Annotated in this window: 7 protein-coding genes; 6 read left to right on the top strand and 1 reads right to left on the bottom strand. The window is 53.3% G+C overall.

Annotated features, from left to right (window positions below; genetic code table 11):
* Nucleotides 1–17 precede the first annotated feature (17 nt).
* A complete protein-coding gene (locus B5G03_RS08275) occupies nucleotides 18–4,265 on the top strand; it encodes a choice-of-anchor I family protein (protein WP_087181249.1) in 4,248 nt (1,415 codons plus the stop codon).
* Between the two features lie 137 nt (nucleotides 4,266–4,402).
* Here the strand turns inward: B5G03_RS08275 and B5G03_RS08270 are convergent, their stop codons facing one another.
* Nucleotides 4,403–5,653 (bottom strand): PucR family transcriptional regulator, encoded by a 1,251-nt coding sequence (locus B5G03_RS08270; RefSeq protein WP_087181248.1) that lies wholly within the window; start codon nucleotides 5,651–5,653, stop codon nucleotides 4,403–4,405.
* A gap of 295 nt (nucleotides 5,654–5,948) precedes the next feature.
* On the opposite strand from B5G03_RS08270, the gene B5G03_RS08265 reads away from it, so the two are divergent.
* The 5 genes from B5G03_RS08265 (at nucleotide 5,949) to B5G03_RS08245 (ending at nucleotide 14,651) form a co-directional block, all read left to right on the top strand.
* A complete protein-coding gene (locus B5G03_RS08265) occupies nucleotides 5,949–7,865 on the top strand; it encodes an NAD(P)/FAD-dependent oxidoreductase (protein ID WP_087181247.1) in 1,917 nt (638 codons plus the stop codon).
* A gap of 181 nt (nucleotides 7,866–8,046) precedes the next feature.
* A complete protein-coding gene (locus tag B5G03_RS08260) occupies nucleotides 8,047–9,042 on the top strand; it encodes a helix-turn-helix transcriptional regulator (RefSeq protein ID WP_087181246.1) in 996 nt (331 codons plus the stop codon).
* A gap of 110 nt (nucleotides 9,043–9,152) precedes the next feature.
* Entirely contained in the window at nucleotides 9,153–9,320 is a 168-nt protein-coding gene (locus B5G03_RS17410) for a hypothetical protein (RefSeq protein ID WP_162613370.1), read from the top strand.
* A gap of 11 nt (nucleotides 9,321–9,331) precedes the next feature.
* Entirely contained in the window at nucleotides 9,332–12,619 is a 3,288-nt protein-coding gene (locus B5G03_RS08255) for a hypothetical protein (RefSeq protein ID WP_140401659.1), read from the top strand.
* Between the two features lie 460 nt (nucleotides 12,620–13,079).
* On the top strand, nucleotides 13,080–14,651 hold the full coding sequence (locus tag B5G03_RS08245) for a hypothetical protein (protein ID WP_162613369.1): 1,572 nt from the start codon (nucleotides 13,080–13,082) through the stop codon (nucleotides 14,649–14,651).
* The last annotated feature ends 83 nt before the right edge of the window (nucleotides 14,652–14,734 follow it).

The following is a 14,734-nucleotide window of genomic DNA, read 5'->3' as shown; positions in this document are numbered from 1 at the left end:
AAAAAGGAGAGCGCTTTATGAGAGACACATGGAAGCGTAGACTGGCGGCGGGAATCATGGCTGCCACAATGGCTGCGGCAATGTTTCCCGGCGGGCTGACGGTTGCGGCTGAGGAAGGAACAACCGCCGGAGTCCCTTATAACCAGGATGGGGTGTATGATGTAACGGTCCCCCATGTGCTGGTCAATCAGGTGTTTGGCGGAAGCGATGACGGTTATGCCAGCCACAGCTTTATTGAACTGTACAATCCCTGTGATGCGGCGGTGGATCTGACTGGCTGGGAGCTGCAGTACCGCTCCAGTACGGATGGCGGAGACACTGCCTGGCACGAGCTTTCCCTGACTGGAACGATCCCGGCAAAGGGCTATTATCTGGTGCGCTGTGCGGCGGTTGCCAATCCTTCCGGCGACTATCAGGTTCCGGCCGGAGACCAGGAATGGGAGGTTGCTCTTCACAACAAGGGTGTGGCAGTGGCGTTGTTCAGCCAGGATGTGACCCTGGACGAGAACTTCTCCGGAGCCGTTACAGATACGAACCGGCCGCAGGGATATGTGGATCTTCTGGCTGTTCAGGGGAATGATACGGAAGAGGCGCAGGTACCCCCGGCGTATGAAGGTGCGTATTCCGATATACAGTCCAAGAAAAAGGCGATTCGCAGAAATGCGTTCACGGATACAGATAACAATCAGACTGACGGCGTCGAGCTCAGCTATGCGGATGCAGTGGAGGCCGAGCAGGGCCCGCATAACTCCAGCGGGGAAACCGGCAGCGTAACACCTTCCGAGCCGGAAGGCGAGACCCTGCGCACCAGCAGCTTTGAGGAAAACGCAGCCCTCACGCTGGAGCGTCTGAACAGCGTGGGCATCGGAACGGCAAATGCCGATGGCGGCGTTGCGGAGATCGTTTCCTATAATGCAGATACCGGCGAAGCCTACGTGGTCAATGGTCAGGATGGACTTTTGTATCGTCTGGCTGTTTCGGAAACCGGCCTGACCATCAAGGACAGCAAGGATATGCGGGGCCTGGTGGAAGACTTTTCCTATGGCGATATGACCAGTGTGGCCGTGGATACGGTCAACGACCACATTGCGGTGGCGCTTCAGGCGGCAGGCTATGCGGACAATGGCCGCATCGTTCTGCTGGACTATGATTTCAACATGATCGCGGCCTATGAAACCGGTGTTCAGCCGGATATGGTTACCTTCACCCACAATGGCCGCATGATCCTTTCCGCCAACGAAGGCGAACCCCGGGAGGGCTACGGGGAAGGTACAGTCGATCCTGCCGGTTCGATTTCCATTGTAGACCTGGTGGAGGATACGGTGACCACCGCCGGGTTCGATGCCTTCGATGCGGCGGAGCTGGCCGCAAACGGCGTGCTCATAGGCGTTGTAAACGGCCAGATGAACACCGCCGCAGCGGATCTGGAACCGGAATATATCGCGGTCTCTGCCGATGATGCCAAGGCATATGTTTCCCTGCAGGAGGCAAATGCCATTGCTATGGTGGATCTGAAAAGCAAAACCATCACCTCGGTCAAGAGCATGGGCTTCAAGGACCTGAGCCTGGAGCAAAATGCTATCGATCTGGTGGAGGACGGCAAGTACGAAGCCAAAACATATCCGGGCGCGGTGGGTGTTTACATGCCGGATGCCATCAGCGTTTTTGCGGCAAACGGCACCAGCTATCTGGTAACGGCCAACGAGGGCGACGCAGGGGAATGGGGCGGCTATGTCAACGAGGCAAAGGCTACCCTGACCGCCTCCGATGGCTCCCAGGCGGAAAAGGTGCGTGTGCTGGACAAAGGCTGCACCACCGTACCGGATACCGCCAAGGAATACCTTTACGGCGGCCGCTCCTTCGCCATTTATAATGCGGATACCATGGAGCTGGTCTACGAGAGCGGGAATGATTTTGAGGCAAAGACTGCCGTCTATCTTCCCAGCTGGTTCAACTGCTCCAACGACAATACGGATATTGACGATCGCAGCGCGAAGAAGGGCCCGGAATCGGAATCCGTTACCGTGGGTCAGATCGGCAGCTGCACCTATGCGTTTATTGCACTGGAGCGCATCGGCGGTGTTATGGTCTACGATGTGACCGACCCGGCCAATGCCAGCTATGTGAACTATATCAATACCCGTGATTTCAGCGAGGCAATCAAGGAGGATGTGTCCCCGGAGGGACTGTGCTTCCTCTCCCTGAACGGCAAGCCGATGCTGCTGGCAGCATGTGAGGTTTCCGGCACCGTTGCGGCCTACTCCTTTGGAGGCAGCGCGGCTGGTAATGTGCCGGAGGGCCCGGACTACGAGCCCATTCCGAACAATGCTGTGATTCTGTACACAAACGACGTCCACTGTGCCATGGAGGATTATTCCGCCCTGGCAGCCTACCGGCAGCAGATGCTGGACGAGGGCTATTCCACCATTACCATCGACGCGGGCGACGCGGTGCAGGGCGAGGTGATCGGAACTCTGACCGAAGGCTCGGCCATTGTGGAGCTGATGAATTCCGTGGGCTACGATTATGCGGTGCCCGGTAACCACGAGTTCGACTACGGCATGGATGTATTCAAGCAGCTTTCCGGGCAGACGGAAGCGGATGTGATGCCGGAATATGAATATCTGAGCGCCAATTTCGTGGATCTGAAGACCGACGATACGGTGTTTGATGCATATGATATGGTGTCTGTTGCGGGTCAGAAGGTGGCCTTCCTGGGAATTGCCACCCCGGAGACCTATACAAAATCCACGCCGGCCTATTTCCAGGATGAAAACGGCAATTACATTTACAGCTTCTGTGAGAATGCGTTCTATGAGACCATCCAGAATGCGGTGGATGCGGCCCGGGCGGAAGGCGCGGATCTGGTCATCGCGATTGGTCATCTGGGAACCGATGCCGGTTCGGAACCCTGGCGTTCTACCGATGTGATCGCCAATACCATAGGCATCAATGCATTCATCGATGCGCATTCGCACAGCACCATTGCGGACGAAGCGGTCAAGAACAAAAACGGGGAAGACGTTCTTCTGACTTCCACCGGTACCAAGTTTGAAAACTTCGGAAAAATGACCATCTACACGGATGGCAGCATGACCAGCCAGCTTCTCAAGCCGGAGGAGGTGGATGTGGATGCCACCGCTTCTTCTCTGGCAGCCTACGAGGAAACCCGGGCGGTCATTGACAAGTATGAGGAAATGCAGGAGTTTACCTACGAGGAGCTGGGCTCCACGGAAGCGGCTCTGACCACCGTGGACCCGACCACCAGCGAACGGATCATCCGCAACCGGGAAACCAACCTGGGCAACTTTGTGGCGGATGCCTATCAGGTGACCACCGGCGCGGACATTGCCTTTGCCAATGGTGGCGGAATTCGCGCAAATGTGGACAAGGGTGTTGTGACCCGGAAAAATCTGATGGATGTGAACGCATTCGGCAACACCATGTGCGTGTTGAAGGTTACCGGTCAGCAGATTCTGGATGCGCTGGAGTGGAGCGCCCATGCCCCGCTGAATGAGGAGGGCACCGGTCTGACGGAAAATGGCGGCTTTATGCACACCGCAGGTCTGACCTACGAGATCAATCTCCATGTGAAGGAAAGCCCGGTTCTGACCGACAGTCAGGGCGTATATACCGGCATCGATGCCTCCAAGCCCCGCCGGGTGCAGAATGTGAAGGTGAACGGCAAAGCCATTGATCCGGCGGCCTTCTATACGCTGGCAGGCAGCGCGTATACCCTGCAGAGCGGTGGTGATGGCTACACCATGTTCAAGGGTGCGGAAGTGGTACAGGAGGATTGCGGAAAGGATCAGGATCTGCTGATCCGCTACCTGCAGAATGATCTGAAGGGTGTGATTTCTGCGGCGCAGTACGGCAATCCCTACGGTCAGGGCCGCATCAAGCTGATCGACGCAGCCTCCGAGGAGGCACATCGCTTCGTGGAAACCGAGCGTGTGGAAGCGACCGGCGATCAGGACGGCTACATCAAGTATGTGTGCAGCATCTGCGGAGAAACAAAAACCGAGGTGCTGCCGAAGCTGGGCCCGACGGCAACTCCTTCCACCGACGACAGCAGTTCGTCTCAGGAATCCGTTTCCCAGAATGCTTCCGGCGCGAACAGCACCACTGCCGCACCCAAACCGGCAAATGGGCCTCAGACCGGCGACTCGGCCAATCTGGTGGTCTGGGTTGGCGTGCTGCTGCTGGCGTCTGCCGGAATGATCGGTACCGTGGTTTACAGCAAAAAGCAAAAGGAAAAGTACTGAGCATTCGCTGAGTAAAAGACAAAAGGAGCGATACCCGTTCTGAAAGCGGGTATCGCTCCTTTGCTTTTCTTCAGTGGATTACAGAAAAAACGGCTCGTCTTAGGTTGTTTTGAAGCAGACTTCTCTGTGCGAAATTATCAATATAGGCCAAAATCGCTGCGTCCGAGGGTATTGATTCCATAGAGCTGAAAGCTGTTGAGCAATGCCAGCGCAGTGCGGGGCTCTTCAAATGGGATTTGGAATAATTCAGTGATTTTTCCCAAGCGATACAGGAGAGTGTTTCGGTGAATGCAAAGAATCTGGGCGGTGGATTCTTTGTTATGTAATGTCAGGCTGTACACTTGCAAGGTGCGGAAGTATTCGGTTTGATTGGTAGCATCATAGGCCAGCAGCTGATCCAGAGCAGAATGAAGAAACATGTTCACGTTCACATGAGCGCACACGGCTTCGAAAATAGGGGCGGGGAAGACATCCTGAAAAAAGACACAGGGCTCATTGGTTGCAAGAGAGGCCATATGCGCTTGCTGAAAACGCCCGCTAAGCTCTGTTAGATCTGAAAACAGATGCGAAATGCCGCTGGAGACATGAGTCTGAGACAGAAATGTTGCGACCTGCTGGAAAACTTCTCGTTCCTGAGGTGAGAAGCCCTCTTTTCCCAACCGACCAAACAGAGTCACAATGCAGCCCTGATAAATTGTACTTACAGCGCAACGGTGCCGCATGGGGATTTTGGAAATTGCAAGAAATGCAAAAGATTGCTGAGATGCGGTGCTGCCAATGGGAGTGGCCATCACCGCATAGGAACCCGGAAGGCAGGAAGTAAGTGAACGAAGCGCCAGTGCTTTCGCTTCCGGAGAAGTACTTTCTTCCAGCAGATCCTTCAGATAAGAGGATCGGGATGCGCCTTCTCTGCCGTGGCGGGGAAGCATCAGCATCGTTAATGCGTCCAGAAAAATTTGTGTACATTCCAGATCCTGAGGAAGAAGCGGCGAGTCAAAGAAGAAAATCCCGATATATCCATAAATTCGGCTTTGGGAATGAATTTCTCCAAAAATACGGGGACAGTCTTCGGAAGGGCCTTCGTTTGAGTAGAACGGTTTATAGTATGGCTCGCTGTCCTTTAAATAAGCGTCATTGTAGATTTGGATCACATCGAGCGGTAAGGCAGTGTTTTCCAAAAGTGCATCCCAAATTGGTTGTCCCAGCTTTCTTGGGGGGTACTGACATATGGATTTGTAGTTTTCGTCAGTCAGAAGAATAGGCAGACCAAAAAATTCCCAAGCGGCCTTTACCATCGCATCAATATTATCCTCTTTTAATACTTCGAAGAAGATGTGATAGGCTTCTGGAACAGTTCCTTCGTTCTGTCGTTGAAAACGAACTGTCATTTTGCACAAATCCTCCTTTACGGTTTGTGGAGCGCCACATGGGCAAGGGAAAGCCACAGTGGTATAATTGCTGCAGAAAGTTTGTTACAGCTTTAACCATTTTATTATAACAGATTTTAGAACGGAGCGGCAATCCGTTGAAAGGGATGCGGAGTGTAATCTTTTGCAACGTAAGGTTACCCGTTTGCTGCTTTTTCAAAGCAAAAATAGCGTTCTGCTGCAGTTGGGAGGAATCGCATAAAAAGTGTAAAAAATTGGAAGGGCACAAACATCAGTTGACAAGGAGGATACATCAATGAACAGTTTATTTGACAAAACGCAATTGGGCTCCATGAAGCTGAAAAATCGAATTTTCATGTCTCCAATGGGAACCACTGGTGAGGCAGATGGCTCTTATTGCAATGAAGGCATCGACTATTTTATGGAACGAGCCAAGGGCGGCGCTGGTCTGATTATTACCGGTGCCAATGTGGTCTCTACAAAATATGAGGCGCGGCCCTGCACGGAGCTTTCCAATTTCCATCACGTAGAGCGTTTGAATATGCTTGTTGAGCGCTGCCACAATTACGGCGCCAAGGTATGTGTCCAGCTTTCTCCCGGTCTGGGTCGGCAGCAGTTCACTGATCCGTTTACTCCGCCGTATTCCGCGGGCTCTGTGGGTGCCTTCTGGTACAAGGATCTGATCTGTAAGCCGTTCTCCAAGGAGGACATTCATTATCTGGTGGAAAAGGTGGGCTATTCCGCAAGCCTGGCCATCAACGCAGGCGCGGATGCGGTGGAGCTTCATGCTTATGGCGGATATCTGCTGGATCAGTTCCAGTCCAAGCAGTGGAACAACCGTACCGACGAGTACGGCGGCAGTCTGGAGAACCGTATGCGCTTTACGCTGGAGTGCATCGAAGCGATCAAACAGAATGTGCCGAAGAATTTCCCCATTCTGGTAAAATTCACTCCTGATCAGCGCGTAGAAGGCTTCCGCACTCTGGACGAAGGCATCGAAATGGCAAAAATCTTTGAAAAAGCCGGTGTAACTGCTCTACATGTGGATACCGGATGCTATGAGGAGTGGTATCAGGCAATCACCACCATTTACTCCAAGCATGGCCACAAGCTGGATGTACAGAAGGCAATCAAGGAAGTTGTGAATATTCCGGTACTGGGCGATGGCAAGCTGTTTGATCCCAAGCTGGCCAACAAGGTGATTGAGGACGGAACGCTCGATTACCTGGGCCTGGGTCATGAAATGCTGGCCGATCCCTACTGGCCGACCAAGGTCAAGGAAGGACGCTACGAGGATATTCGCCCCTGTGTTGGCTGCAACGAATGCTTGCTGGCTGGATTCTCCGGCAAACATTACTATTGCGCTGTGAACCCCACCTGCTATGCGGAACGGGATTATGCTCTGCCCAAGCCGGATGGCTCCAAGAAATCGATTCTGGTCATCGGCGGCGGCCCCGGCGGTATGTCCGCTGCCATTACTGCCCGTCAGCGTAGCTGGGATGTGGAGCTGTGGGAGAAGACCGACCGTCTGGGTGGCACGCTTTGGGCAGCGGGTGGTCCGGATTTCAAGGCCGATATCATTAAGCTAATCAACTATATGAAGGTGCAGTGCGATAAGCTGGGCGTAAAGGTTCGCTATAACAAGGCAGCCACCGCAGAAAATGTACTGGGCGGCAATTGGGATAAGGTGATTTTGGCTGCTGGTGCCGATCCTGCAATTCCTCCGATTCCGGGCATTGAAAATGCAACACCTGTCTCCGAGTATCTGACCCATAACGCTGCTGCGGGCAAAAAGGTTGTTGTAATTGGCGGCGGTCTGGCCGGTACCGAAGCGGCCTGCGATATCGCGCCCAATGCAGACGAGGTCACCATTGTGGAGATGATGCCGGATATTCTGTTCAGTGCGGCACATTGCCTGAATAACGATCAGCATCTGCGCAATATGGTGAAGGATCGGGGAGTAAAGGTGGCCGCAGGAGCCAAGGTAACAAAGATCACTCCGGATTCTGTTACTTACGAGAAGGATGGCGAAACCATCGTTTTGACCTGCGATACCGTGTTCAATGCTGCCGGTTTCAAAGCGAATAATCAGTTGGAGGATCTGCTGGAGGCAAACTACGACAATATTACCGTGATCGGTGATGCCATTGCTCCCCGCAAGATTCTTACCGCGGTACATGAAGGTTACCATGCAATCCGTGTAATGGAATAAACGGATCATTGCTGTAAAACCGGAATTATATTTATAGGAGGAAGGGCCTTTTGCAAAAGCAAAAGGCCCTTCCTTTGTCTGGTACCAAAAGGGAACGGAAAAACAGAGCCGCGCAGCATTGCTTTCGCCCCTCGCGGTCAATATACTATAATTAAAAAACGCCATTCGGGGAGAGGTTATCATGAGTAAGGCCAGACTGATCCATGTGCTTTCGATCCTGCAGCAGGAAACCAATGGGCAACGGGCGCTGACGTTGCATGAAATTCATGACAGATTAATCCAGCAATATCCGGACGAACGCTGCTCGGAGCAGGGAATCCGCCGGGATCTTTCCGTGTTGATGGAATTAAGCGATCTGCGGGCGCTTTCGGTTCGGGTTGATTCACAGGTTCTGGCACATAACCAGTGCAGCTATAAAGCATACCATCCAAAGTTTGGCTTGAACGAAGCGCGGATGATTTTTGACTCTATTTCCATCAGTCGTTTTTTGAGTCCTGATCAGAAAAAAGCTCTTATCTCTCAATTGGAGGGATTCCTTTCGCAGCAGGAGGTCAGACAGCTTCGCCAGAGAGTACAGGTGCGTGACTGCCTGATGCAGAACAAAAAGTTACCGCAGACGCTGCAGCTTCTCTATCAGGCTTTGGATATGCGCAGATGCCTTGATTTCACCTACTGTAAATTTGATTTGGATGGGCAGCAGCGGCCCGTCAGACGGTATGAACGGATTTTGCCGCTGAAAGTGGTTTGGGAAAAAGAGCACTATTATCTGATTGCGCTGAACCCTGCGCACCCGGAAGAAAACCAGCAACGGAATTACCGGGTTGATCGAATGACCGAGCTGTCAATCTCGGTGCCTTATTGGAAAAAGGTATCTTCCAAACCCTTGAACTATGGGCAGTTTGGCATGTTCCCTGCACAAGAGTCCTGTTGGGCCACATTCCGGCTGCATCGGGATCTTTTGGATATGGCCTTTGAAATCTTGGGTACAGACATCCGTCCGGTGCCGGATGAGGAAAAGGAAAACTGGGTGCGCTTCAATGCAAAGGTGGAGCTTTCCACCGGCTTTGAGCGATGGGTTCTGGGACAGGCAGATAAAATGGAAGTGCTTGGCCCGCCTGCCGTGCGCGACAGAATCCGGAATCGATTAATGACAATATGCGACTATTACCGCCAATGAGCGGTAATTTTTTTGCTTTTTGAAGTCCAGTTTATCAATTATTGAAAAACTGAAACGATATACTCAGGTTATACTGCTTCGGATTTCATTTTGATAAACAAGGAGGCTTTATGCAACAGGAACTGGCTGAATATTTCCGTAACCCGCTGATCGAGCCGGGATTGCTTTTGGCAGAGGCGCTCACCGGCTACGGAAAAACATACCAAGCGGTACAGGCAATTTACTCCTATCTGAAACAGGAGGAGGACAGCGCGTCCTTTTTGCCACCACGCTTTTGAAGAATCTGCCGGTGGATGATCTGCGTCGTGCCTATGAGCAGGACGGACGCGGTGATGTGTTTGCAAAGGAAGTTCTGGTGCTGCGTTCCGCCACGGACACGGTGCTTGATGCGCTGGAACGGCAGGAGGCTCCGCAGGAGTTCCGGACTGATACTTTTCGTGCACTGGAAAACGCTTTTCAAAAATACAAGCGATACCGGGATCAGCCCGGCGATGCTGCCTCTGAACTGGCCCAGAAGCTGCTGGACTCCATTCGCACCGATCTGGAACCGGCATTTCGCCGTGAAGTGGAAGCAACCCTGCGCAAAACATTTCCCGGAGGCCCGGCGGCACGACGGGAGGCCATTCGCAGACAAAAGCGTTACAGCTGGGTCGCTGCATTTTATCCGGCGGTTTTCTGGTCGGAGTATAAGGTGCTGCTGCTTTCGGTGAAAAAGCTGATGGCGCGCAATGTGCCAATTGTGGAGCCCAGCTTTGAGTGCCTGTCCGACCGGATGCTGCAGGGGGCGATTCTTTGCATTGACGAATTTGACGCTTCCCGGCAGGTGATCCTTGATTGCTTGATTGAGAAATCTCTGAGTTTGCGGGCCGACTATCTGCAGCTGTTCAATCAGGTGTATCAGGGAATCCGGATGCACCAGGCCAGTCGGGAACTGACGGTGCTGAGGGCCCGATATGAGAACGGGCGAAATCGAACCTGGCAGGCGCTTCTGGATCAGGCAGAAGCAATTTATCAGGACGGCGCCCTGCAATACAGCATGAAAACGGTGGGGCCGACGCAAACGCAGGGCAGAAATTTTCTGTTCCACGACAGCTCCTATCTGACCGTGCTGGATGGCAATCGAACGCATATCCGGGCCGTGCGCAACGATGAGCAGGCACAGGTGCAGATTCATCTGGATACGCAGGAAAATTACAACGCCCACAGGGATGATCCCGCACGTCTTGTTCTGCAGAATCTTCTGCGGCGCATTCATGTGTTCCTGCTGCGATTCCAGCGATATGTTTACGGTTGGGCCGAGGAGTATGCCCGGCAGGTGAATACAGGCAGAGGTGCGGCGGAAGATCGCTATCCGGTAACGGCTGCAGCCGAGAGTATTTTCCGGGAATACGGCCTGAGTCCGGAACAGGTGCGGTTGATGACAGCCGGACTGGAAACAGGCGCCGGTACGGTGCACAGCGCAATTGCCCCGGATCTGTCGTTTTATGAAACCGGGTTCCGGCTGTTTGAATTCATTGATGACGACCGCCACCGTACACAGACCAGATTGCAGTATTTCCAGCTGCAGAATACCCCGGAAAAGGTGCTGTTGTACATCTGCCGTCGTGCAAAGGTGGTGGGGTTGTCCGCAACTGCCAGTCTGCCCACGGTTCTGGGAAACTATGATCTGCGGTACCTGAAAGAACGGTTGGGGAAGAATTTCCGCACGCTTTCGCCCGCCGCGCAGGATGCCATCCGTCAGGAGATGGAAAAGCTCTGGGAGCCTTATCGGAACGGAGCCGTGCAGGTACACCTGCAGGTGGTAGATCAGCAGGAGCTTCCCATAAGAGAACGGCTGAAAGAAGTGTTTGGCTCCGATTCCGTGGCGACCCGATATGAGAATCGCTTTTCTGCACGGGGCGTGCGGGACTACGACAAAAAGCGGTATTGCGCTCTGTTCACAGCCATGAAAGCCTTTTGGCAGCATGGAGAAATACAGGCATTTCTCTGTTTGAATCAGGCTTTGCCTGCTTCGGGCAAAGCCTCGCTGGATGAGGATATCCTGCGGGATGCACTGGAGGATCTGAAGCAGAAATTTGCCGATCCCGATGCAAGTGGGAATTTGATGGTGCTCCGCAGTGGGGATCGCTTTGAAAGCGACAAGGAAGAATTGCTGAAACGCTTGGGAAATGGCGAACGGTGGATGATCTTTTCCAGCTATCAGACGCTTGGCGCAGGGCAAAATCTGCAATACCCTATCCAAAACCACGAGGGACTGGTCGTTCTGGGAGACTCGGAAAATCCCGCGGACGGCCGGCTGACCCACAAGGATGTGGACGCAGTGTACCTTGGGGATGTGACCCATGTGAGCGTCAATCTTTGGGACGCGGATAACTGGAAAAGCGCCGACCTGATGGAATATTGCTTCCAGATGGAGTGCTTGTATCAAAATGACGAGATCTCCTGCAACACCATGCAAAATCTGATGAGAAATGGCATTGGCTGCTTTTCGGGGAAACGCAATGTGGACGCGCAGGCGCAGGCCCGCTTGCGTCAGTGCAGCAGTTTTTACGGCAAGGTCACGCGGGATGTTGTGCAGGCAGTGGGGCGAATGGGACGCACCTTCCTCAAACGGCCCAATGTCTATCTGTTCACCACAACAAAAGTGCTGCAGTGTCTGGACGCGGATTGTCTGGAAGGGAAATTACTGGCCCCCGAAATGCAGGCCATTGTCCGGGCAAAGCGGGCCATGCAGGCAGGATACACCCGAGCAGATCGGGTGCATCTGGAGGCGGAACGGGTGGCCACACGGGGCAATGCTTATCTGATGCGGATGCTCAATGTTCCATGGAACGCCGAGAGTATGGCCCTCTGGAAAGATCTGCGACAAATGGTACTGCGCAGTCCGCGGGCCAGCGAAACGCTGTATCGGGAGAGTGCGGCGATCCGAACCTTTTATCTGCCGCTTTCCCCGGAACAGCCCCGATATTTCTTTGCGCAGAAGGGCGATTTTTCCGAGGTGCAGCTTGCGCTTGAAAGCAACCGGTCGGCCTTTGCGGCCACATTGCCGCAAGGGGGGTTTCCCTCCGAGGTAAGTGCCGAGGAAGCCCGGCTGCCCATCCTGCTTCGCTATCCCGGACTGCGGGATTATTTTGAAGAACAGGGTTGGGCTACTGATTTTGAAAAGGAACCCTATATTCTCAGTCCTGTGCTGTTCCAGAACATCTATAAAGGCGCTCTGGGCGAAGTTGCCGGTTCGTTCATTTTGCAGAAAGAGCTGGGGCTTGCCCTGCAGGAAATCGACGACCCCGCATGCTTCGAGTTTTTTGACTTTGTCGGGCCGAACGGTATATGGGTCGATTTCAAACATTGGAAGAGCAGTACCCGTCAGCCGGAAGAAATCGTACGGCAGAAAACGCTGGCAAAACTGGATGCCGTGGGCGGGCAGTGTGCGTTTTTGTTAAATCTGATTGCTGAATCTGACTTTGCGCCGTCTGTTACAACGGATGGCAGACTGGTGGAAATCCCCGGCTTGCTGCTGCCGGACGGCACGATCAATCGGGAAACAATCGACTATATGGGGAGGTGGCTGCCTTGATTCCGACCAATCAATTTCAAATCCTGTTTGATCACGATGCCATTGCACAGCGATTCCTCATTCTGGAGGCCAAACGGGACAACGGCAATTACTACCAAAGTCTGGTGCCGGATCTGGCATTGCAGGTGGGACGTGCCCTCTCGGTGGCCTACGCCCGGGGAGCTTGCTGCTACATCCTCTATGAGCGGGAAAACGCCAATCTGAACCTTTTGAAAACAGAACTGGAACAGCAAGTGAGCGATGTGTGCCTGCGGGAGATTTCATCCGTCGAGATGGCGCAGAAGCAGTCGTATCTGTTGGCACAGCTGCTTTGCAATGCAATGCCGGCGCTGAGCGTTGGCGGGCAGATGTATCATAACCTGACCGGAAAGCTCTATCATCTGGATGCAACGTGGCGGAAAGGGCGGGGAGAAGTGCCCCGCAGCTTCTGGACAATTCGGATCGAATTTACCTGGGAGGGATGTATCAAACTTTCTGTGGTCACATTCAGCAAAGCAGAAAAAAGAAAGAAGAGCAGGGCGAAGCGCAGTATCTGTTTGATGGGCAAAGCTACACGCTCCGCCGGCTTGTGCAGCAGGATCCCGATCAGAATACTCCCCGCTTTGTTATGAAAAACCTGGATAAGAGCCAGAAAAATACCGTTTCATTTCTGGCATTTGGCTCTTTGGACGAGTTCCGCCGAAGCAAGGTGGGAGTGCTGCAAAACTTTCTGGGCAACGTTGCCCGGCTGCTTGCTCCTTACCTGACCTTGAACATGCAATATCTGCAGGAGGAGGCTCATCTGGGGTGCAGACCTGCACGTTCACAGATGGAAAAGATTCGCCGCAGGCTTCGGGAAGCACCGGCCTTTGTGGAGGATACGGTTCAGGATGAACGTTCGGCAGAACTGGTTCATCTGCTACGGTTGAAACTGAATGAATACAGCGGGATTTCTTTGTGTGAAGGGGTGCCCGCCGCAGGGGATACCCTGTTCCGCATCGTACACGATAAGGAGTTTTATGAGGATTGCCCGGAGCAGGATCCCTACCGAAAGGCTCCCGTCCACTGCACGGTGCAGCATCTGACGGTGGAGGATTTTAAGCTGCCTGGAGACGAGTGCGAAAAAAAGAAAAAAGAAGGTGCCGCTCTGCGCAAAGTGCTGCAGGAGCTTGCGGTCAAGCGGGATGTTCTGCAGAAAAAAATTACCTGCTATGACTGGGCGGCCGCAGGGTACACATCGCCGGTGAATTTTGTGATTATTCCCGAGGAAAGCAAAGGAAAGGATAAGCAGCCGCACTACCGCCGCTTGCGGGTATATTCCGATGGCATTCTGGAATACAGCCAGTGGGAGGAAGAGCTCTTCTGGCAGGATGATGAGCAGGAAAAAATTGCCCGGGCGTTTCAGGATGACCGCGGAAAAGTAGATCCTCATGTGGAGGGACTGGTCTATCAGGATCCCGATAATATCCATGTGATCCGAAAAACAGATCGGTACACATTGCCGGAAATCACTCTGCTGCAGGAACTGTTGGCTCGAACCCCCAATGGCGAACAGTTGAGCGTGGAGCCTCTGGCAGCGGTTGTGCAGAATATGTTTTCTGATGCCCCGGAAAAAGAGCGGCAGGCACTGGAGATCATTTACAGCGATCTGTTGGCGCTTGCTCCGCAAGCCACACGCAAACAACTGTCCAGTTGCCTGGGACTTCGCACGGTATTGGGGCGGCGGGTGAATGAGGAAATCTTCGCACGCACCGGTGTGCTGCTCGGCAGCGGAATGAAGCAGAACAAAACAAAGGAACAGCTTTTTGCGGGGACGTTGGATATCCGCCTGTTTACACAGGGCAATGCCCAATACTATTACAGCGGTCCTTGCGGTCAGTCATTGCAACAATCGCTGGCGCGTGCGTGCTGCATCCGCAAGGTCACAGCCACTGGCGGACAACCTCATTTTGCAGAATATCTGCCCCTGATGGAGGTGGATTTTGTGCGCGCCAGTGCGTGGACGGTGCTTCCGTTTCCCTTCAAATATCTGCGCGAATGGAAGCCGCAATAAGCGTGCAAATCAACACTTGTTGCCTTTCACCGAACATCAGTAAGCCCCCTGACGCAGGTTCCCTGTATCAGGGGGCTGTTGCT

The sequence above is a fragment of the Gemmiger sp. An50 genome, assembly GCF_002161595.1.
Taxonomy (GTDB): Bacteria; Bacillota; Clostridia; order Oscillospirales; family Ruminococcaceae; genus Allofournierella.
Note: the sequence above shows the minus strand (reverse complement) of the source record. Positions and strands in the feature narration are given on the sequence as shown.